The organism is Paenibacillus xylanexedens (genome assembly GCF_017874615.1).
Classification (GTDB): Bacteria; Bacillota; Bacilli; order Paenibacillales; family Paenibacillaceae; genus Paenibacillus; species Paenibacillus xylanexedens.
The window spans coordinates 1-21,882 of sequence record NZ_JAGIKV010000010.1; the positions used below are offsets into that span (position 1 = coordinate 1).

Below are 21,882 nucleotides of genomic sequence, written 5' to 3' on the forward strand. Positions count from 1 at the left end.
AAGAAAACAATTATTCGGTATTAGCTACCGTTTCCGGTAGTTGTCCCAAACTTGAGGGCAGGTTGCCTACGTGTTACTCACCCGTCCGCCGCTAAGTATCAAGGAAGCAAGCTTCCTATCCACTCCGCTCGACTTGCATGTATTAGGCATGCCGCCAGCGTTCGTCCTGAGCCAGGATCAAACTCTCCAATAAAGTATTGAAAAGAGCGATAAGCTCATTTTGAATCTGACGAGATTAAAAAATTAAAAATCTCATTTGTGCTCCAGCCGATCCAAGCCAAGGCTTGTCTCCAACTTTCGCGTTCATTCTGCAAGCAGAATATTTACTCACTCGTTGTTCAGTTTTCAAAGATCAAACTTATTTCGTTACCGAATGTCGTTCTCTTCAGCAACTCTTATATAATATCATGTCCGAACCAACTTTGCAAGCTCTTTTTTTAAGTTTCTTTCGAAGCTTATTTCATTTTGCTTGCCGCACCAGTGTTAAACCGTGTTTTCTTGGCCGGATTAATAATATATCACGTATAGATATTAATTACAATACTTAATTTAATAAAATTCATTAACTACAAATCAGCTACCTTTACTGTGTTGCTCTCCTCTATCTCAGTGTAAAGTTTATTATAGCTTAAATGACATTCTTTCCATTCATACATCGCAATACATGTCTAATTGATTTTAAACTTATTAGCCTACATCTCCTCTCATATATTTTAGCTTCATTAAAATGCTCAATTTAGGTTGTCCTTTTATCAAGGTCATACAAGATTACTGGGGGGGGCACTGTAAGTTACCACGAGTATAAGTAGAAGTATTATAGAAGATACACAAAAAAAGTGATGCACGCATACAACTATACGTGAACCACTTTCTTGTGTGTTATTACATTATATATAGAAGGAAACTCTTAATGTTGTGCCTGTGCTGATGCTGGAGGCGTCATCGTCATTTGTCCATTACCTGCTTTTTGCATGCCAACTCGCAGCAACGTAATTCCCCACGTAATAATCGAGATCAACAGAAGATGAACCATGTATCCCCCTACTGCTTCTCCACTATAGATCAAACGCATAAATCCCTGTACCCCATTGGAAGCGGGCAGAAAGTTACCAATATACCGGTAGAATGGCGCCAGCATCTCGGCTGGAATGATATTTCCTGCTGTCATCAACTGGAGCGGAACCATCGCTACATTAAATAGAGGGCCTGCATTACCAAACAGGGCAAAACTCATTTGTGTAAAACAGATACAAGCCAGACTCACCAGCACATGATACAGATACAACGCGCCGAAGGAGCTCGCAACATCCGTGAACTGAAGAGCTACTGTATCCACAATCAGAGGAACGATCACAGCTATACACAATAACAGCAATTGCCGTCCCCAGAAGATTTCCCATTTGGAGTGGTTACGTTTCATGATATTCGATGTAATATTAAACTGAATGTTCATAGTCATCGAAGCAATATAGGTGATAAATCCCAGAATCATGGGCAGCATTGATGTTGCAAAATCACTCACGCTGTTCGTTTTATTAATTTCAGCCTTCACAGGCCCTTCATTTATCTTCGCCATCACTTGTCCAATAGCTGCACTCAGTTCATCGCTGTTTATACTATCGTTATTGAGTGTCACTTGAACCTTGGATTCCAGAATCCCTTGACCCATTTGTGCAGTCATTCCGGTCGCGGCATGTTCCACAATGGATTTGGCTACATCGGCATTTCCCTGATTGATATAAAAGGACAAGCTCGCCTCTGTGCCTCCTGCAATCTGGTCAGTAAATCCTTCCGGAATAACAATAACCATCGCATAGTTACCAGCATTCATCTGTTGCTCAGCTTCCTCGGCAGAACCCAGTACATTGACATGGAAAGGCGCGAGCGTTTCAATCTGCTTCTGCACCTCTGTTCCCTGTGTCCCGTCTTCGTTCACCAGAGCAACTTGAAGTTGATCCACTCTCTCCGTGGCTTGATGATAACCCGTCATCCAGATCACAACAAATAACAGCGGAACAATCAATGCAAAAACCAACCCTATTTTTGTCTGTGGCACTTTAAGAAAATCTTTGAAGCTTTTCATTCGTTCACGACTCCCATTAGTTAAAATTAAAATAATTGCACTGCATATATATGCACATGCACATATTACGTCAAAAAAATTTATTTCATCTTTTCATAGATGCGATTCATTACATTCATGAATGCTTCAAGCTCTTCAGGGGAACATTCGGCGAGTGCCTCTTGCTCTTGCTGTTTTGCCTTTGGTGTCAGAACGTTATTCATTTCCAGTCCTTCCGCCGTCAAACAAAGCAAAACCGCTCTGCGGTCCTGTGGATCTTCTTCTCTTGTCACCAAACCTTTGCGAATCAACTTGTCTATAATTTTGCCTACCGTTGTCTGGTCCCGCACTGTTAATTCAGCCAGTTTTTTCTGTGATATATGGCTTCCAGCCTTGCTCAATTCATTCAAGACTGCAAATTGTTCCGGAGTAATATCCTGTTCACTTAGATTTCTGGTTGTTGTTTTTTTGTATGCCAGATACGTCCGTGACAGAATCAGTCCAAGTGGATTTTCATCCATATTAACAGGCATGCTGTTGCTCCTTTCTCTATATAGTAGCACTACCATCTAATTTGCGTAAGCTCTATATTATTACCATATTTACATTACTGTCAATTTAATTTTTTATCTTATCAAGCAAAAAGAGACCCACCCGTTAGTCAGGCAGCTCTCTCCTCTGGCATCGTCAAGCCATACTTACTCGGGCTTGCCACTTGAAGTTTCGGTATCGTCCTTCTTCTTTGTGCCTTTACTTTTATAAGGCTTCGGTGCACTTTTCGCCCGGTTAGCAGCGGCTTGCCAACGGTTCCAGCCTTTTTTACCCGTACCACGGCCGGTGCCGCCTTTTCCTTTTGCATTGCTCATGTTATCACTCCAATAATCCTGTATATGCTTAAAAATGACCGTCCTCGGTAACTTATTATGCAACCCAGCCCATCTAATTCACTTCCAGCAATTCTTATTATACCAAAAATCCACGTCTTTACGTCCATTTCCATAAATCATTGTATTGTTATTCTGTTATGAAAGCGGTATAGTGGACATAATTGAAAGAGGAAGCTGCGTCTTCTTCGGGATTGTTACTGGTAAGCAGGCGATACCCAAACCAAGGCTGTCTATTAAGCCTTAGTTTGGGTTTTTTGTTTTTATTACGACCAATTGAGGTGAAACACATATATGATCATCCGTCAGATTTTTAACAACAATGTCATCCGGGCTGAGAACCAGGTTGGTCACGAATTTGTTGTCATTGGCAACGGTCTTGGCTTCAAAAAGAAAAACGGACAGCCCGTGGATGAGGATAAAATCGAAAAAACCTTTGTGCTTAAATCGGATAAAATACCACAAAAACTAATCGATCTGATTGGGGAAACGTCTGTTGAATATTTGAAGTTAGCGGACGAAATTGTAGGCCATGCCAAAAAGGAAATGGGCGATATTTTTAGTGATAATATCTATATATCATTGATCGATCATATTCAGTTTGCCATTACCCGGTACCGTAAATCCGTCGGGCTGAAGAATTCCCTTTTGTGGCAGATCAAAAAGTTTTACAAGAAGGAGTTTGGGATTGGCATGAACGCTGTGGAGCTAATCCAGGAACAATTCGGCATCCAAATGGATGAACATGAGGCCAGCTTTATTGCGATGCATTTTGTAAACGCTCGTCAAGATGCTCAAGGCATGAAACAAACCGTTGAAATTACTGAAGTTATTGATGATATCTTCAACATTGTGACCAACCATTATCACATCGCCCTGGATGAAAATTCATTTAATTATTCCCGGTTTATTACCCATCTTCAATATTTTGTGCAGAGAATGTTGAGTAATGAACAGGAGCAATTTGCTTCAGGAGACAACTTTCTGTATGAGCAGGTGAAGGACAAATATAGCAACGCTTTTGAGTGCACACAGCGGATCAATCAGTACCTTGAAGACAAGTTTGAAAGTGCCATGTCCATTGATGAAAAGGTGTATTTGACGATCCATATTCAACGTGTCACTTCCCGTAACGAGCTTCTCGACACAGAATAAAAAAAGCTTGCAAACGATTTCGGCGTCATATATAGTAGGTCTCACAACTTAACGACAAGGATTGTTACTGCTCAAGCAGGCGATACCTAAATGATTGGCAACAGGTCATCTTTCCGATGATCATAGCCATTCGTTTAGGTATTTTTTTGTTTTCAGGCAATCTTAACAACAAAGGAGAATGAACATGGATCATAAAAAAATGGGGGATGACATCGTTCGTCTCGTCGGCGGAGAAGCCAATATCAATGGTCTTGTCCACTGTGCGACCCGGCTGAGATTTGACCTAAAAGATTCGAAAAAGGCCGAACGCGAAACGCTTGAAAAACACGATGGCATTATTACCGTTGTAGAAAGCGGCGGCCAGTTCCAGGTTGTCATCGGTAGTAACGTGGCTCATGTATATGCGGAGATTATGAAAAACCGGGATTTCGGAGGAGATTCCTCCTCATCGGCTGAGTCTACAGGGGAAAAAACCTCGCTATTATCCAAAGTTTTTGAAATTATATCCGGAAGTTTCTCGCCGTTAATCCCGGCTATGGCAGGATCAGGTATGCTAAAAGCTTTGCTGACTGTCCTGACCATGCTCGGATGGATGTCGGATACAAGTGACACATACCTGATTTTATCCGCTGCCGGCAACGCTGTATTTTATTTCTTGCCCATCTTCCTTGGCATCACACTGGGTATGAAGCTGAAAGCCAATCCTTATGTAGCTGGCGTAATTGGTGCCGCTCTAATGGAACCTAGTTTCACTGGGCTGATGGATAAGGGCTCAGATGTATCGTTCCTGGGTATACCGGTTGTGATGATGAATTATTCAGCCAGCGTATTCCCAATTTTCATATCGATTAGCATCTACGCTGTTCTCGATAAGTTACTCAAGAAAATCATTTTGAAAGACCTGCAATTGTTCCTTGTACCCATGATTGCTTTGATGATTATGGTTCCTCTGTCCGCAATGGCCTTTGGACCATTTGGCACCACGGTAGGTGACTGGATCTCCTCCGGCGTAACTTGGCTCATTGGTGTCAGCGGTATATTATCAGGGGTTGTACTGGGTGGATTCATGACCTTCATGGTTGTGTTCGGACTCCACTGGGGCTTTACTCCAATCACGATACAGAATATAGGGGTTGGCGGCGATCCAATTGAAGCCATGGCTGCTGCAGCTGTATTTGCACAAATCGGTGTAGCCTTCGGTATTTTCCTGAAAGCCAAAAAGAACAAAACCCTGCGTACTCTTGCTGGCTCAACCAGCCTTACAGGTTTACTTGCAGGAGTCACTGAACCAATCGTATATGGTCTGATCCTGCGTTATAAGCGTGTGATTCCTATCGTGGTTATCGCAGGTGCGATCGGCGGTGCCATCAATGGTCACTTTGGTGTTAAAATGACTGCTTATGTGTTCCACAATATATTTGCCATTCCTGTCTATACACCAACGGTTGTCTACGTGATTGCGATTGCCTGCTCCTTTGCGGTAGCCGCGGTATTAACGGTGATGTTTGGTTATGAAAGCAAAACCAAAGATACAGTTTCCGAGAAAGATGATTCTGTCTCCAGCACATCGGCTGAAAGTACGCAGGCTGAACTTCCTGTCGTTCCTGAGACCAAAACAACGGAGATCAAGAAAGAACAAATCTATAGCCCACTTACTGGTAAAGCCGTAGCACTGAGTACCATTAATGACCCGGCTTTTTCGACTGGTGCTATGGGCAAAGGTTTGGCGATTGTCCCTGAGATTGGTGAAGTTGTCGCTCCGGTAGACGGTGTTGTCACTTCCCTCTTCCCGACTGGACATGCCATTGGATTAACCACAAACGCAGGAACAGAAATCCTGATTCATATTGGCATCAACACAGTAGCACTAAAGGGAAAACACTTCTCTCCTGTCGTTCAAGAAGGTGATATCGTAAGACAGGGCGATCTGTTGATCCAGTTTGACATCGATAAGATCAAGGAAGCCGGATACGAAACCGTAACACCTGTCATTGTCACTCTAACGCAGCAAGAAGTGGATGTGTTCGAAACAACTCAGGAACAGGTACAGAAAAATGATGTCCTGCTGACTCTCGTAGTCTGACCCAACTTATATTATACGAATTCAATTTAGGAGGAACTAACTATGAAACATACTCAACTGAAACCATTTCCTAAAGATTTTTTCTGGGGAGGTTCAACCTCTGCCTATCAGATTGAGGGAGCCTGGAATGAAGATGGTAAAGGCCCTTCTGTCATCGACATGGGGAATCACGTGGAAGGCGTAACCGACTTCAAGGTAACCAGTGATCATTATCATATGTACAAAGAAGATGTCGCGTTGCTCGCCGAAATGGGCTTCAAAGCCTACCGCTTCTCCATCGCATGGACACGCATCTATCCGCAAGGAGCAGGTGAAGTGAATCCGAAGGGCCTCGCCTTTTACGATTCCCTCATTAATGAGTTAATTAAATACGGTATTGAACCCATTGTGACCATGTATCATTTCGATCTTCCTTATGCACTTGAGGAAAAAGGGGGCTGGTCCAACCGTGCAACGATTGATGCTTTTGAACAATATGCCAAGACTCTTTATGAGAACTACGGAGATCGGGTTAAATATTGGCTGACCATCAACGAACAAAATATGCTAATCCTTCATCCTGGCTCTCTGGGTACACTGGATACAACGCTAGTTGATCCGCAAAAAACAATGTATCAGCAAAATCACCACATGCTGGTTGCTCAAGCTAAAGCTATGGTACTGTGTCATGAAATGCTGCCTGAAGCCAAGATTGGCCCAGCTCCTAATATCGGTGTAATTTACCCTGCGAGCTCCAAACCAGAAGACACACTCGCGGCTGATAACTATGCTGCCATTCGTAACTGGCTCTATCTCGATATGGCGGTATATGGACGTTATAATCATATTGCCTGGAGTTATCTCGAAGAGAAAGGATATACGCCTGTCATTGAAGACGGAGATATGGATATCCTAGCTCAAGGAAACCCTGATTTTATTGCGTTCAACTACTACACTTCCCAGACGGTTGGTGAAAGTCTGAACGATGGCAATGACTTCTCCCATACAGGAGACCAGCATGAAATCGTAGGTGAACCGGGCGCATATAGAGGATCTGTGAATCCCAATCTGCAAAAAACGGAGTTTGGCTGGGAAATTGATCCGGTCGGCTTCCGCTCTACCCTGCGTCAGATCTACTCCCGTTATCATCTGCCATTAATTGTTACGGAAAACGGTCTGGGTGCCTTTGATAAACTGGAGGAAGGCGACGTGGTTAACGATCCATATCGTATTGAATTCTTCAACAAACATATCGAACAGATTCAACTGGCGATTACAGACGGCGTGGATGTATTTGGCTTCTGCCCTTGGTCTGCGATCGATCTGGTCAGCACACATCAAGGGTCGAGCAAACGTTATGGATTCATCTATGTGGATCGTGAGGAATTCGATATCAAGGAATTGAGACGTATCCGCAAACAAAGTTTCCACTGGTATCAAAAATTGATTGAAACGAACGGAGAAATTCGTTAATACTGTAATATCAAAAAAAGTCGACTACACAATTTTCATGTGTAGTCGACTTTTTAGTTAATGCATTTCTTTTCCCGAATGAAATTACATTTCAGCCTTCTGTTGTTTCACCGTTTTGCCGCCTCTGAGTACCCGCAGGGATAACAGGAAACAGATCGCCAAAACGGCTGCTGCTGAAACATAAGGATAGTTAATATTCACATCGAACAGTGCTCCAGCTACGATTGGACCTGCGATATTCCCCAAACTGGTATACGCCGAGTTCAGTCCAGCCACAAAGCCTTGTTGTTCTTGTGCCAGTTTGGACATCTGTGTACTAATCGCCGGACGCAAAATGTCCATACCCAGAAAGACGATAAACGTTACGACAAGAATCATCCAGTACGTACTTACAAACAAGGTCAACAGTACAAATACGGCTACAAATAACAGACAGACTGAAATGACCATCTTTTCACCAAATCGATTGAGCAACCAACCGATCAGGGATACCTGTACTACCGCACCCGCGATGGAACCGAATGTAATAATAAATGCAATATCTTTGGTCGTAAAGCCGAATTTGTGATCCACAAATAGTGAAAATACCGTCTCGTAGTTCGCCAGACCAAATGCCATAACAAATACAATAATCAAGCTGAAAAAGTACGGTTCACGGTACGAATTCAGCAATTGGGATACCATACCCGGAGCTTTGACCTTCGCTGCGCCAGCTACAGGTTTACTTTGTTCTCCTGTGCTTCGTGCAGATTCCGGCAAAATAATCAATGTAATGATGGATGCCAGCAAACCGGCAACCCCAGCAGCGTAGAACGGAATTCGAATGCCAAAGTCCGCAATGTACCCACCAATTCCCGGACCGATAATAAATCCGGTTGTAATCGCTGCATTAATCAATCCCATACCTTTGCCGCGTTCTTCCTCTGTTGTAATATCTGCGGTGTAAGCCATAACCGCCGGGAAGATCATCGCCGCACCAATACCCCCAAGCATCCGGGCTGCGAAGAGCAGCACTGGTGCGTTGACCGCACCAAACATAAACTCGGATACGGCAAAAATCAGCATGCCGCCAACGATAATTTTTTTACGTCCCCACGTATCCGACCATCGACCCGCAAGCGGGGAGAACAGAAACTGGGTGAAGGAAAATGCCGCTACCAGCAATCCAACCGTGAATCCGGTGATATGCAGTAGATCCATATACGCAGGCATGATCGGCACAACGAGACCAATACCCGTAAAAACGAGAAAAATATTAAACATTAACAGCAGCAGTGCGCCCCTGTTCCGTGTTAGTAATGCCATGATTCCATCCTCCGTAGTAGTCAAAATGTTACTTAATCTTTATTTTTTGCAATCCCGTGCAAGAATACACTGGCAGCCTGGCGGTATAACGCAAGAGCCTGATCAGGCTCCATCCCCCGTGACATCTGGCTAAGACCAATAATGGTACTCTCCAATATGAGCGCGAGATTATTTACATTGTCTGCTTTAAACTCACCGCTCTCAATGCCTTGCTCTATCATTTGTTTGTTGAATTGAAGATGCCGCTCAAACATCAAGGCGATTCGTTCTTCAATATCATTTTCTTTCTTTTCCCCAGTGAAGAACTCATCGGCTGCTTTGGTCAAAGGGTGATTCATGTCATCTATGACGAGTTGTTCAGCCAGTCCGTAAATCTTCTCCGTAGAGGTGTGATAGAGATGTTCTTTGGCCGCCCAACTCTCTTCCCACTCCCGATCCCACTCATCAATTAGATAGAGGAACAGACCTTCCTTACTTTTAAAATGGTAATATATATTGCCTTTGCTGCTGCCTGTCGCAGCTACAATATCCTCAATGGACGTTGCTTTATAGCCTTTTTGTACAAAAAGGGCTTTGGAAGCATCCGCAAGTTTCTTCTTGGTCTGCTCGGTTTGAAGTTGCTTTTTATTCATATTCATTCCATTTCACTCCGTCCCATCCATACTGAACATTCGTTCTGTATTTTAACAGATGCACTCAATATAAGCAATGAAAAAGGAGAATTGGCACGCATGCCCACTCTCCCTCAACAATCATTTCACTTTTTTACCTTTACCATGCAATATTTTCAGTTGACCATTCTCATAACCCAACTGATACTCGACCCGATATTGCGATAGTATATATTCCCCATCTTTGCGTTCATTTGCTGTAATCATTGCCTTCACTTCCATCTCGTCATCGCCTTTGTTGACCGAGGATACCTCACTGATGGTCACCTCACTTGTATTCAGATATCCTTCTCTGAATTTGGCATATGTTGTAGCACTCTGCCACTCGCTTCCGAGCAGTGCATAAGCGGTTACATAATCACTCAGATTAAGGCTTGTATAAAAGTCCGTTACAATTCCTTCTGCTTGCAATGTCTTAGTGGCTGAACCCAAGTGAGTATCCCCAGCCGTCCGTACCGACGTTGTGCCAGAAGGATTTTTGGACCACGCCTGCACCTGCTTGAGCACACTAGTCATTGGGATACTGAATCCTATTCCCCCCTCCTGCTCCACGACCGCCGAATTAATGCCAATCACTTCACCCGTCTCCGCACTAATGAGTGGTCCACCACTGTTGCCATGGGTTATTGGTGCCGAGATCTGATAGAGGTTACTATAGATGTAAGGCGCTATTTCAAAGCTACGCCCCAATCCACTGATGATTCCGGTCGTTACGGTGTTCTCTAGCCCAAGTGGACTACCCAATGCCAGAATCTCGTCTCCGGTCTCAGCTTTGGATTTGGCGATGATTAACGGCTTAACTTTTTTCAAATCAGGAACCCTGACCACAGCTACGTCTGTTTCATCCCCAATACCAATAACCGTCCCCTTATATTCCTCATGGTTCAAGGTCCGAATGGTTACTTCCTTTGCACCCTCCACCACATGCGCATTGGTCACGACATCTCCCTGATCATTGTAGAGAAAACCGGAGCCCAATCCGCTGCTACTCTCGATCGTTACGACTTTCTTCTGGCTTTCTTCTATAATCTGTTTGCGCGTCTTCTTCACAGGTTGCTTGGAGGCAGTCGTCGCTGCCGCATTTTCCGTTTCCTTCGCGGCAACAACTGCCAGTCTGGGCCCATCCTGCAACTGATCTGCTGAATGCTGGTGTATCCAGAACACGCCTCCTGCTCCAGCGCCAATGATAATAGCACTGGATATGATCGTACTCCATGTTCGTTTGGTCATTCCAACCTGTCCTCCTATTCGAGATACCACGTTGCATTCACAACAGAGATTTCCGCTTCCTCGTACACACCATAATAATAGGTTTCAAAGAAACCTTCTTCCCCCACATCCAGCCAGCTTGGATACACATCTGCATAAGTTTGGCCCAGGTATATACCGTCTATATTATAAATATCAATCAAAACTGTGACGGAAGAGATCGGACGAGTTGCATTATTGATCAATGAACCGCTAATATAAAGATCCCCGTACATATCAAGCGTTGCATCAACGTTCACGACACTTACTGCCGCCGTTCGATTCATCAGATCTTCTTCTGCAGCCTGTTGCTCCGCCTGTTGAATGCGATCCGCTTCCGCTTTTTCAAATGCCTTTTTTTCACTGAGCACCCGTTCACGATACGAAGTCAGTTTTTCATTTTCCGGCGCATAGGACAATCCCTGGTCGACCGTTTGTAACGCAATTGTGAAATTCTTTTGCTTTACTTGCTGTTCCGCCTCTTTATAACTTATGCTTGCGAGCTTGTCGACAATTTGCTTCTCTACCGTCTCAGCTTCCTTGCCTTTCAAGTTTGATACGGTGTCCAACTTTTCGGCTAGTGCCTCTATTGTCGTCAGACTGTCGATTTCCTTTTTCACCTTCAATACAGCCAGCGTTACCTTTCTGTTGTTGAATGCGGCACGCACTTTGGAAAAAACAGGTTCTTCCCGCTCCATCAGCACTTTGGCTACAGCCTGAATGGTTTTATCTCCTGCGGACAGCTTTCCTGTCTTCAGACTTGTGGATGCCTCATCCAACTGATTCATCAAGTTGAACGCTTTCGCCGTAATTTGCCGATCCTGTATAAGTGCATCATAGTTCGGTCGTTTCGTTAGAGCGCTGTCCAGCAGTTGGAGAGCCTCTTTATATTTCCCCTCTAGTGCAGCCTGTTCCGCCTGTTGGTGCAGTGATTTAACCTCTGCATTTATACCTGTCTCCTGCTTGTGATAATACGTTAGCAAAGCCCCTACAGCTACTGCCAGAAACAAGGGAATGATCCAGCTAAATACATGACCTTGACCCGTATTTCTTTGTTTGGAAGCAGGTTGCTGTTGACGGGATAACGAATCAAGTGCTTTTCGCGTTCCTTTATCCAAGTCTATGGCTGTTTCTGCCCAGATCTGTTCCTCTGTAGAGCTTGTTTCTTTCAATTTGGTTCTACACTTTCTGCACGTGTTATCCGCTGGACTGTTTCTGGTCCCACATACATGACAATACACCCTGATCCCTCCACTTAAGAACATATGTATACTTCGCTTTCCTGGGGTTCGCCTATTGCATCAATTGCTAAAAAATACCAGCACGAATCGATATTTATCATATAGCAAAAAGGAATATTACACCATATATTCTATAGATATCACGTTTAAACGAGTCATAGTGGATGCAAAAGAACCTTCCTATTAATCCAGGAAGGCTCTAGTTATTTTCATTTTGTCACTCTGAAGGAAAAGCACTTAGATCCATATAGGAGACTTCCCACAGATGGTCATCCAGATCCTGAAAACTCCATCCATACATGAATCCGTGATCTTGTGGTTCGTTGGATGGCTTCGCTCCTGCATCGAGGGCAGCTTGTACAATGGCATCCACCTGCTCACGGCTATCTACAGACAGGGCAACGATAACTTCGGTTGTATCGGCAGCATTGGAGATTTTTTTCGAGATAAATGATTGGAAACGTTCCTCCACCAGAAGCATGGCGTAAATATTTTCCCCGATGATCATACAAGTAGCAGACTCGTCCGTAAAATTGGCGTCAAACTCAAATCCCACCTTGGTAAAAAACTCAACGGATTTCTTCAAATCTTGAACAGGTAAATTAACAAAAATCTGCTTAGCACGAATAGCCACCATCGATCACCTCGAACTCATAGAATACATTCCACCTCAAAATAACACCTCGCGTATACGCTGTCAATTGAATATAATGGAGACATTCCAACTTGTGAGGTGACACGGATGTTGCTCCGTATTGTTCGAAGTAATTAGTCGTCGGGCTGGGTCAAAACGCGTACCAGCTATCAAGGGACACGTCTGTCCATTTGATCCTATTCGACCATATACACTAGAACAATTTGGCACAACTCTCTTGTCCTGTTCAAACAAACTCACATTGGAGGAATATGAAAATGAAAAACAAAATAGATTACGCTGACTTTTATGAGCGAGTAGGCCGGACGAATGGATGGAACTTCAGCTCCATGAACGTTGTCTCGGAGAAAGTCGGATGGAACTTCTATGAGGAAGTTGTTCGCCATACGCGATCATCCGATCTGTTGCTGGATATCGGGACGGGTGGTGGAGAAGCTATTCTGTCCATTGCCAAAGAAGCCTTGTTATTGGTGGGAATTGATCTCGCTCAAGGAATGATTGAGACCGCACAGCATAATCTTCAGGCTACGGGCGGTCATTCCAATGTACGCTTTCTTCATATGGACGCAGAAAAACTGCATTTTCCAGATTGCTTCTTTAATGTGGTATCTTCCAGACACTCTAGGTTCTCTGCTTCAGAAGTATTTAGGGTTCTTGCTCAGGGTGGGATATTTCTAACCCAGCAGGTCAGCGAACATGATAAATCCAACCTTTCAGAAGCTTTTGGCCGTGGACAGAGCCTTGGCATTCAACCTGGCACATTGATGGAACGATACAAGCATAAACTTCAAATAGCAGGTTTCCATGACATTCAGGCCCGTGAATATAATGTAGTGGAGCATTACGCTACACCCGAAGATTTGATGTTTCTCCTAACCCATGCACCCATCATTCCCGATTTCGGAAAGGTAGACACTGACTTCGAGCGATTCCAGCAGTTTGTGAATGAACATCGCGACGAGAAGGGCATTCGTACCAACTCGGCACGCTTCATGATCACTGCAAGGAAATAAATGATCCCAGATTGAATAAAATGAAATAAAAAAGACCCGGTCACATGTGAGAACCATAACATGGTGACCGGGTCTTTATATTATGCTTGTAAGGCTAAATTAAATCGGAGTTACTGCGTAATCTCCAACTTTTCCAAAAAAGGCTTTAATTTATCCACGACATAGTGGCTTCCACCTCGGCCGTTCACCTCTTCAATTACAGCGGATAACAGAAAGGTCGGAGAATCGGTATCAAACACTACGAAAAATCCGTTTTCCTGCCCCTTCTCTCCCTTCTCTCCCTTCTTCGCTTTCAGTTCCGCTGTTCCCGTCTTGCCCGCGAGTCCTCCAGGAATTGAATTCAAAGTGTGGGCCGTACCTCCCTGCCGGGAAACAACTTCTCCCAAAGCATCCTTAACCGTATTTGCGGCTTCTGGAGTAATAATTACCTCGGGGTCAGTGCTTTCTTTTCCCTCAATCAGAACGGGTTTCACCAGTTTCCCTTCATTAATAAAAGGTGTAAATGACGACGCCAGATGAATCGGGGACATTAACATCTCCCCTTGCCCGTAGGACGTATCAGCGAGTAACACCTCAGACGACAGATCCAGATGTGCTTCATTGGCATATTGGCTTGGCTTCAGATACAGTTCATTCAGTCCAAAGTTATCGCCAAAACCAAATTTCTGGATCCCATCAATAAACTTGGCGCTGCCCATCTCGATCGCTTCCATCGCAAAGTAAATATTGTCCGAATACACCAGAGCATCGACCATATTTACTGGAGATAAACTCTTCACACGCTTGACATAATAACCGCCCCAACTATCGTCTTTACGCCATTGCAAGCCAGAGATATCATGGGTTTTGTCCGCTGTGGTCACCTTCTCCATTAGTCCCGCTGCGGCTGTAATCGCTTTGAAGGTTGATCCCGGTGCATATCGGGTAGTGACTCTGTTGATAAAAGGAAGCTTCTCATTCGCTGAATAAGCATCCCACTCTGCCTGAGTAAGTCCTGTAACCATCTTGTTCGGGTTATAGGAAGGCGCACTGACTAACGCCAACAGGTTGCCGTCCGTCGGATTCATCAGAACCATTGCACCGGCGTCTCCACCGCTGGATAAAGTCTGATACAATTTCTTTTGTTGTTTGGAGCTAATCGTCAGCTGAACATTCTGTCCATCTACAGCATCCTTGCGAATAAGCTCAGAACGAGAGTTACCGGATTCATCGGTGATTTCAATCAGACCACCACGCTCACCACGCAGCTGCTTCTCCATGGACTGCTCCAAACCCGCTTTACCAATCCAATCCTCGGCGCGATAATACCCTTCCGTATCCTTATCCAGGTCTTCCTTGGTAGCTTTGCGCACGTAACCAATCAGGTGCGCAGCCGCCTCGCCGAGTGGATAATAGCGGATTTCCTTGCTTTGCATCGTAACCCCGCTTAAAGATTCTGGTACGTCAAACTCCTCCGTTGAACCAATCGGGACAAAATACTCCGGCTTCACCCATGTCTGCGCAAGCGCCTTCTGAATGGCATCTTCCGAAACCTGATAATGGCCCGCGATTCGGGCAATCATCTGATCCGGGTTATCCCCAAGTTTCTCAGGTACAATGCCCCATTCATTCATTGTGCCCTTGGTAGCGAGCGGCAAACCATCACGATCCACAATATCTCCACGATCCGGGAACAGTGTCCTCACTCGTACCTTACTGCCCTTAACCATGTCATTCAGGATCAGTGAAGGCTGCCAGTTAATTTGCCAGTTTTTTCTGCCGTCCTCAAGCTCCTGCCGGACCAGTTTTAATGTATGCGTCTCACTGACTTCTCCCAAAAAAGTTGTCAGTTGCAGGTTGTAATCCACCTCATACGCATCCGGGTTTTGTTTCTCTGCATCGGTCTTACTGCCATCGGAAGCCGTTTCGGCAACATCCACAGGTTTAACCTCCGCCTTGACGGTGGATACTTCCATACCCGAATAGATCGCATTGTATTTCTCAACAAATTGCTCCTTGTTCATGCCCGACTCTTGCAGCGAAGCAGACGTCATCAAAGTGTATAACTGGTCAAATTCTTTTTTTTGCAAATGCTCTATGTACTGATTCACGGTGGTCTGGGGTTTGACTTCTGCTTCTTTATTATTCTGCATGTACAGATACATTCCGATTCCACCTGCAAACAAGATGGGCAGCAGTCCGTACATTAATTTACGTTTGGATTTCATGGTTATATCACCTCTAATATATACTATAGATTTCCAGAGCCAATTAAACAATGAAACAAATCTGACGAATTTATCATTAAAAATAGCCGAAGACTCACATAATATGTTTAAATAAGAATAGTGAATTACATATTAAAGCTTTTTTGCTATACAAAATGCAAAAGGCTGAAAAGGAGCCCGATGATGGAAATCAGCTATTTTTTACTCCCCCAAGCCGAAGTGGCCTATATCAAGTCTACCGCTTCCATGAAAGATGCTATTGAGCAACTGGAATCGCACCACTACACCGCCATTCCCGTGATTGACCAGGATGGAAAATATGTTGCTACCCTGTCCGAAGGCGATTTGTTATGGAAAATGCGAAATACACCCGGATTAACTTTTGATAATATGGATCAGGTTCAGGTCCATGAGATTAACAATCGGGTATATAATGAATGTGTATTCATTGAGGCTGAGATGGAGGATATGCTGACACTTGCAGCAGACCAAAATTTTGTGCCCGTGGTGGATGTCGATCGTGTCTTCCTCGGTATTATCCGTCGTAAGGATATTATTGAATACTATACGCGTAACATTTCGGATTAGATGAAGTCGAACATCCTGTAATAAACGAATATTCAACTCGAAAGGGTACTCCTGTGGTCATGTTTGGCCAAACCGGGGTACCCTTTTCGTTTCATGGTATGGTCGGAATCACTCTACTTTCGCTTGGCGCGCTCTTCCTTATAATAGTTCAACACGTCCCTTGGGCTTCCATGAAATGCACGCTCTCTGCCGAACTCATACGCCTGATGCAGATACGAATACGCCTCGTCATGCTGTTCAAGTCTCATGCAGATCATGCCGAGATCGATCAACGGACTCGTACTTCTATCCGAACTCCGCGTATTTAACGATATCTCAGCCCACGGCTTCGCCAGTTCATACTGCTTCAGATCGATATGTGCATTCACGTGGCAGGATGCAATCCAGCTTGCAATCTCCCAATCCATCTTCGGCTCGGGCAACATGCCCCATGCCTGATCATAATAGATAAGTGCTTGTTCATGCTGCTGCGTCTCATCCAGCACATTACCGGCTTCTACGGTTTCAACAATTTGTCGCTCCAGTTCGGCATGTTCCGGTGTTAGATCTTTCATTGCGCCGTCTCCTGCTCCAGGACGAAATACCACTCCAGAAAAGCATTGAAATCAGCCCACTGCGGCTCACTCTCACCATTAAGAAACCGTTCGATGGACTCACCCAGTTCCACCAGCACCACTTCTCCCGTCTGACGGTTGTAGAAAAATCCACCTTCACCTTCAAAACTGTCCAGTGGAATATACGCCTCGGGAAGTCCCAGTGTAAGCTGTGCTACATTCATGTCTTCCATATATACGGTGTTCTCCATAAACCAGCAGATCTGATACAACTCCTGATGCCTGCTGTAGAAAGTCGGTCCATCCTCTGCATGTAAATAAAATTGTGCGAAATCCGATTGAAGATCAATTTCAAGCTTCCGCAACGCTTCTTCGTATGATGCTGGAACATCTTCATGCCACCAGCCTTGCTCCTGGCAATGATCAATCACTTTATTGGATAACATCGTAGGCCTCCTCATTCAATTTTACTAACAATACCTGTTCAAAAAGATTGGTTTTCAGTACCAAGAAGATGGGATGAAGCTAGAAATGGAGTAGCGGAGCGTAGGGAAACTACGTGAGCAACGGACATTTCGGCTGAATGCCATATTCGATGCTGATGATGCCTCCAGGCATCCTTCGTAATCAAAAGCGGACTTTTTGAACAACTACGGGTATCCAGACTTGGGGAGGTGTGCCGTGACCTCTGTACACTTCAAGTTCCGGAATCCCTGCATGCTGATATGAAGTGGAAGGAAACCACTCTGTCATAATATGGTGCCACAACCGTTGTATCGCCTCCGGCTTTAATTCATCCGCTTCAAATACAATCCAATGGGACGCGGGAAGTTCGATGGACACCAAACCTTCAGGCACTTCACCTGAGTAAGAGGTAGCAATCCAATACTCCATTTGATTGTCCTGCAGCTCTCGCTGATCTATACAGATGCCCACCAGACCGGGAATAGCTCCGTTATTGAACCCGTTTAAACGTTCCTCAATGCCGTCTGCCAAAGCATCCTGCCACATCTTAGGAATTTCTCTTAAATTCTCACCATCCACACAAGAGAACGTTCGTTTGAAGCCCACAAAGGTAAGAGACTGCTGTTCGATCACCTTATCATTCATATTCATTAGATGGACTCCTCTCCGAGAGCGATACGGGGCACGGTTCTCCATGACCCATTCATGAAAACATTGGTGGGCGCTGCTGGCATCCGGAGCCGTAAAAAGATACGTGCCCTCTACCTCTCCGCGACTCAGCCTGGAATCTACAAGATCCCGATCTTCTTCTTCATTCAAAACAATTCGATACGTCCCATCTTCCTCTCGAAAGCCAAGGGCGTGTACATTCGTATGTTGTTTATAGTAGCCCAGCTGCAAAACGGCTGGTTGCTCTTCTGCCATATTGCCTGTGAAAGCCGGATTGGGGAACTCCTCATCGAAACTGGCTTCATCTGGTGTGATACCTTTATAGAAGCCGTTAACTACATTGCCTAGCAAATTGACAATCTGATGTGCGTAGACATATGGAAACTGTTTGATCTCGAATACGTCCCGATCCAACTGGTGCCATTGTAGAAACTCCATGATTTTGGAATATGTAAAGCTGACGGCACTGGAAAGTTCTCGATCCAAAGGCTGATTGGCAGTACGACGAGTCAGTTCCATAATACTGTTCACGTATTCCCAGAATAGTCCCTGATCGAAACATGCCTCTTCATGCAGCATATACAAAAAGGTGTTCTCTTCTGCACGCGCATTTCGCATCAGTATCTGAAGTGCTTGTTCCATATATAATTGTTTACCTCCATTATATCTTACAGATACTGTATCAAAAGAGTAGGTAGATTGGAAATAGTGCCAGTACTTCTATTCATATGAAAGTAGCAGGAACAGAAGTAGACGTGCGATTCATGACTTAAAAGAATACTTACCTACCATTCGTTCCTGCTCGATGTTGGGAGATAGACATACTGGGTTCTTCCCGTCCTTCATTTCCTTATTCTGGTGCAACTTTCTCCCTACTCGTTCGTCTAACTACTGATTAAAATTAAAGGAGATGACTATGCGAATAACTTGCAGCCCCGGTTTCCCAGGAAGCATGATTGGATCGATTGATCTTCAGCCATCGAAGTATTACAGCGCACCATCCATGAACAGCAAGATCACAGATTATGTTGATCCTGAACTCGTTACCATTCCCTATGTGAATGATCCGGAATTCGGATCACACTTTGACAACATGAAGGTTATGAACGGAACTTATAAAGATGAAATGCATGTGAGCTATGATGTCGAGTTTACGATTGATGTAGATAAAAAAGGTTATATTACGCAATTTGAACATACGTTCCAGCTGGAGCGTTATTTGGATCTGGTGCGAACGCAGTCCTATAAAGTGATTAAGACAAACTGGCGCGGACAAACATTTCACGTGATGACGTACAGTTACCTGGAGGAAGTCATTCGTCCGAAGAATGTCCTTTTTAAATGTAACCTCGCAGAAGACGTTTTTGTGGTAGCTGAACTTGTCTCCAATCGCACAGATGAAAGTGCAACTGAGCACGGTATCAGGGATCTACATTTCCGTGCATTAATCTCGGCACGAGATGATCTGTACCCATTAGATTATATGTGTGAGCCTGATTTCGACCTGAGTCTCGACTAAAAAGTAGATACATATGTAGAAGAGCATAAGCTGTCCCGAATCAGCGGGGGGGGGGGCTGTGCTCTTTTTTTCACAAATGAATCACCAATTTCGCTTATTTAAACGCCCTCCTTCACATGCTCCGCCAGTAACAACAATTAACCTGCAATGCCACCTCAGGTAGCGTTTAACATAAATGAACCTGAATAGGACACCTCATGGAACAGGCACGGGATAACCATTCGTTATCCTCATGCCCTTTCTGGAGGTGCCTTTTTAAATATTTTTACACATGAAATTTAGAGATAAACGACGGGCTCATTATGCTATTTCAGCGTTAAGCCCCCATTTCGGTATTCGAGCGAGCCGTGCCGCCACGTGATGTGAAATTGAAATATCCTTCATCCAGTTGCTCCGTCTTGGGGAGGTTGCGGGATACGCGATCGAACATCCAGTATACACCTACCAAAACAACGGTAATTCCACATAAGGTAATGACTGTAGAACTCTGTAGCCAGACTCCCAACGTACCGCCGATCAAGCTGCCTATTGGCATAGCTATGCCGCTTAAAGCCATCGTCGCGGAGAAAACCAAACCCAAATACTGCTGCGGCACCCCCTTCTGCACAACGGTATTGATAATGACGTTAACGGCTCCGCCGGGAACCCAGGCCAGTCCGTATACCAGAATGCTCAGCCAGCTCCATGGGGTAAATATACACCCGATCCAAGCGATCCCGGAGATGATGTATGCCACAGAATACAACCGACCCAAACGCACATTTTCCAGTCTGAGATACGGTGCACATGTTGCACCAATGACGCTGCCGAGCGCCTGTGCCATCAGCATCAACCCGTAGATATCAGCTCCGCCGATCTCATCACTATATATGGGAAGTACACTAAATGTCGCTCCTCCCGCAGCATTGATAACCATAATGCCAAAGAGCAATTTGGCCAATGCCGTCCGTGTAAGCAGCCTGATCCCACTTACTAAATCATCCGTGTAATTCCTAAAAAACAAACGCATGCCTGACGGTGCACTCCCGTTAGCTGGTTCAATAGTCTCATCATATGTATCCTGTTCCTTCTTCATTTTCGATTCCATGATATAAGGAGCAATCCGCAATTGGGAGAATAATAACGCACCTATGAAGAAACCGATGGCATTCCAAAAATACAAAGATACCGCACCAAGCGCAACAATGAGGATCCCGGAGATGGCATTACAAGCCACATCAATCCCCTGATAAGCGATGGAGAACAAGGAATTGCCCTGCGTGAGTTGGTGTTTCTCCAATACTCTTGGCAGAGCTGACATCTGAACAGGGTACACCCAGGTATTACATATGTTCAGAATAGGGGTGATCACCAATACCAGGCCTACACTCAGAAAATCATAGTACGCAGCAATAGGGACAATTAATAACAATCCGGCCTGAATTAATTGACTATATACCAGAATCCCTCGAATCGGGATCCGATCTATCATTGGTCCGGATAACAGTTGAATAATTTTCGGCAAAATGGACAAAAAACCTGCGAGTCCTGTATAAAATGAGGATCCTCCCAGATTGTAGACCAGCCACATGGCGGATACCGCATATAAGCTATCTCCGATGTTGGTCAAGATTCTGCCAAAAAACATCAAACTGAAGTTCTTGTTTTTGAAAATCTCCATGGCCCACCTCCGCTTACGTCGAACCTAAATCTCATTCCACATCTCTTTCATGCTGCTATGAAGAATGAAGACAAGCGAAGTCATTAATACTCCGCTTGGTTCAATCTGATGTTCTCTTCCATATGAAGCAGGAAGATGCATCCAAAGTTAAATCTTTTGCACAACTTTCTCCTCTTGCAACGTCAACACCGAAGCAATGCTTTACCTGAGGATATCGATTCCTCTTCGCAGATTGTGATTGGAGATGTTCAATGGAGGCATGACCTTAACCACGCTATCGTGTCTGCCTACTCGCTCTACAATAAGTCCACGCTCATAGCAAGCCTTCTGTACCTCTGCGGCAATATCCGGTTCGAATTTGGAGAAATCCAGCCCCCAGATCAGACCAATTCCCCGAATATCAATGTTGGGGTACTGCTTCAATATTTCCTCACTCCATATAGAGTCGGTC

Annotated in this window: 20 protein-coding genes and 1 rRNA gene; 6 read left to right on the forward strand and 15 right to left on the reverse strand. The window is 44.5% G+C overall.

All coding sequences use genetic code 11. From position 1 onward, the window contains the following. The 4 genes from J2Z28_RS14635 to J2Z28_RS14650 form a co-directional block, all read right to left on the reverse strand. A 16S ribosomal RNA gene (locus tag J2Z28_RS14635) occupies window positions 1-193 on the reverse strand; the annotation flags it as partial. A 714-nt stretch (window positions 194-907) separates the two neighbouring features. Further along, on the reverse strand, window positions 908-2,083 hold the full coding sequence (locus J2Z28_RS14640) for a YhgE/Pip domain-containing protein (RefSeq protein ID WP_211083035.1): 1,176 nt from the start codon (window positions 2,081-2,083) through the stop codon (window positions 908-910). Between the two features lie 80 nt (window positions 2,084-2,163). After that, the gene (locus J2Z28_RS14645; RefSeq protein WP_036605963.1) at window positions 2,164-2,595 is read right to left on the reverse strand and encodes a MarR family winged helix-turn-helix transcriptional regulator; all 432 of its coding nucleotides are present in this window, start codon (window positions 2,593-2,595) and stop codon (window positions 2,164-2,166) included. 165 nt (window positions 2,596-2,760) lie between these two features. Beyond that, a complete protein-coding gene (locus J2Z28_RS14650; protein WP_074093608.1) occupies window positions 2,761-2,928 on the reverse strand; it encodes a DUF3934 family protein in 168 nt (55 codons plus the stop codon). A gap of 312 nt (window positions 2,929-3,240) precedes the next feature. Between J2Z28_RS14650 and licT the strand changes: the two genes are divergently transcribed. From licT to J2Z28_RS14665, 3 genes are all read left to right on the forward strand, one after another. Next, window positions 3,241-4,101 (forward strand): BglG family transcription antiterminator LicT, encoded by an 861-nt coding sequence (gene licT / locus J2Z28_RS14655; RefSeq protein WP_211083036.1) that lies wholly within the window; start codon window positions 3,241-3,243, stop codon window positions 4,099-4,101. A gap of 184 nt (window positions 4,102-4,285) precedes the next feature. Continuing rightward, window positions 4,286-6,184 (forward strand): beta-glucoside-specific PTS transporter subunit IIABC, encoded by a 1,899-nt coding sequence (locus J2Z28_RS14660; RefSeq protein ID WP_211083037.1) that lies wholly within the window; start codon window positions 4,286-4,288, stop codon window positions 6,182-6,184. Window positions 6,185-6,226: 42 nt separating this feature from the next. After that, window positions 6,227-7,636: a glycoside hydrolase family 1 protein gene (locus J2Z28_RS14665; protein WP_211083038.1), complete on the forward strand. Its 1,410-nt coding sequence runs from the start codon at window positions 6,227-6,229 to the stop codon at window positions 7,634-7,636. An 84-nt stretch (window positions 7,637-7,720) separates the two neighbouring features. On the opposite strand, the gene J2Z28_RS14670 is transcribed toward J2Z28_RS14665, so the two are convergent. The 5 genes from J2Z28_RS14670 to J2Z28_RS14690 form a co-directional block, all read right to left on the reverse strand. Beyond that, window positions 7,721-8,941 carry an MFS transporter gene (locus tag J2Z28_RS14670; protein WP_211083039.1) on the reverse strand — a complete coding sequence of 407 codons (1,221 nt, stop codon included), beginning with the start codon at window positions 8,939-8,941 and terminating at the stop codon, window positions 7,721-7,723. 32 nt (window positions 8,942-8,973) lie between these two features. Next, entirely contained in the window at window positions 8,974-9,573 is a 600-nt protein-coding gene (locus tag J2Z28_RS14675; protein ID WP_211083166.1) for a TetR/AcrR family transcriptional regulator, read from the reverse strand. Window positions 9,574-9,693: 120 nt separating this feature from the next. Then, window positions 9,694-10,842, reverse strand: coding sequence for a S1C family serine protease (locus tag J2Z28_RS14680; protein WP_211083040.1), 1,149 nt, complete (start codon window positions 10,840-10,842; stop codon window positions 9,694-9,696). A gap of 14 nt (window positions 10,843-10,856) precedes the next feature. Further along, window positions 10,857-12,032: an FxLYD domain-containing protein gene (locus tag J2Z28_RS14685; protein ID WP_211083041.1), complete on the reverse strand. Its 1,176-nt coding sequence runs from the start codon at window positions 12,030-12,032 to the stop codon at window positions 10,857-10,859. A gap of 286 nt (window positions 12,033-12,318) precedes the next feature. Next, on the reverse strand, window positions 12,319-12,735 hold the full coding sequence (locus J2Z28_RS14690; RefSeq protein WP_017690549.1) for a VOC family protein: 417 nt from the start codon (window positions 12,733-12,735) through the stop codon (window positions 12,319-12,321). Between the two features lie 278 nt (window positions 12,736-13,013). On the opposite strand from J2Z28_RS14690, the gene J2Z28_RS14695 reads away from it, so the two are divergent. Further along, entirely contained in the window at window positions 13,014-13,769 is a 756-nt protein-coding gene (locus J2Z28_RS14695) for a class I SAM-dependent methyltransferase (protein ID WP_211083042.1), read from the forward strand. A gap of 110 nt (window positions 13,770-13,879) precedes the next feature. On the opposite strand, the gene pbp4 is transcribed toward J2Z28_RS14695, so the two are convergent. After that, window positions 13,880-15,976 (reverse strand): penicillin-binding protein PBP4(5), encoded by a 2,097-nt coding sequence (pbp4, locus tag J2Z28_RS14700; RefSeq protein ID WP_211083043.1) that lies wholly within the window; start codon window positions 15,974-15,976, stop codon window positions 13,880-13,882. Between the two features lie 183 nt (window positions 15,977-16,159). On the opposite strand from pbp4, the gene J2Z28_RS14705 reads away from it, so the two are divergent. Next, the gene (locus J2Z28_RS14705) at window positions 16,160-16,564 is read left to right on the forward strand and encodes a CBS domain-containing protein (protein ID WP_017690552.1); all 405 of its coding nucleotides are present in this window, start codon (window positions 16,160-16,162) and stop codon (window positions 16,562-16,564) included. A gap of 113 nt (window positions 16,565-16,677) precedes the next feature. Here the strand turns inward: J2Z28_RS14705 and J2Z28_RS14710 are convergent, their stop codons facing one another. From J2Z28_RS14710 to J2Z28_RS14720, 3 genes are all read right to left on the reverse strand, one after another. Next, window positions 16,678-17,118 (reverse strand): hypothetical protein, encoded by a 441-nt coding sequence (locus J2Z28_RS14710; RefSeq protein ID WP_211083044.1) that lies wholly within the window; start codon window positions 17,116-17,118, stop codon window positions 16,678-16,680. After that, on the reverse strand, window positions 17,115-17,564 hold the full coding sequence (locus tag J2Z28_RS14715; protein WP_211083045.1) for a hypothetical protein: 450 nt from the start codon (window positions 17,562-17,564) through the stop codon (window positions 17,115-17,117). The genes J2Z28_RS14710 and J2Z28_RS14715 overlap by 4 nt, the downstream gene beginning before the upstream one ends. Window positions 17,565-17,745: 181 nt before the next feature. After that, window positions 17,746-18,894 (reverse strand): effector binding domain-containing protein, encoded by a 1,149-nt coding sequence (locus J2Z28_RS14720; RefSeq protein WP_211083046.1) that lies wholly within the window; start codon window positions 18,892-18,894, stop codon window positions 17,746-17,748. A gap of 274 nt (window positions 18,895-19,168) precedes the next feature. Here J2Z28_RS14720 and J2Z28_RS14725 point away from each other — a divergent pair, with 274 nt between their 5' ends. Then, a complete protein-coding gene (locus J2Z28_RS14725; protein WP_211083047.1) occupies window positions 19,169-19,771 on the forward strand; it encodes a hypothetical protein in 603 nt (200 codons plus the stop codon). Between the two features lie 316 nt (window positions 19,772-20,087). On the opposite strand, the gene J2Z28_RS14730 is transcribed toward J2Z28_RS14725, so the two are convergent. Both J2Z28_RS14730 and J2Z28_RS14735 read right to left on the reverse strand, forming a co-directional pair. Then, entirely contained in the window at window positions 20,088-21,431 is a 1,344-nt protein-coding gene (locus J2Z28_RS14730; RefSeq protein WP_211083048.1) for an MFS transporter, read from the reverse strand. A 201-nt stretch (window positions 21,432-21,632) separates the two neighbouring features. Then, entirely contained in the window at window positions 21,633-21,854 is a 222-nt protein-coding gene (locus J2Z28_RS14735) for an aminotransferase class III-fold pyridoxal phosphate-dependent enzyme (RefSeq protein WP_211083049.1), read from the reverse strand. Window positions 21,855-21,882 lie beyond the last annotated feature (28 nt).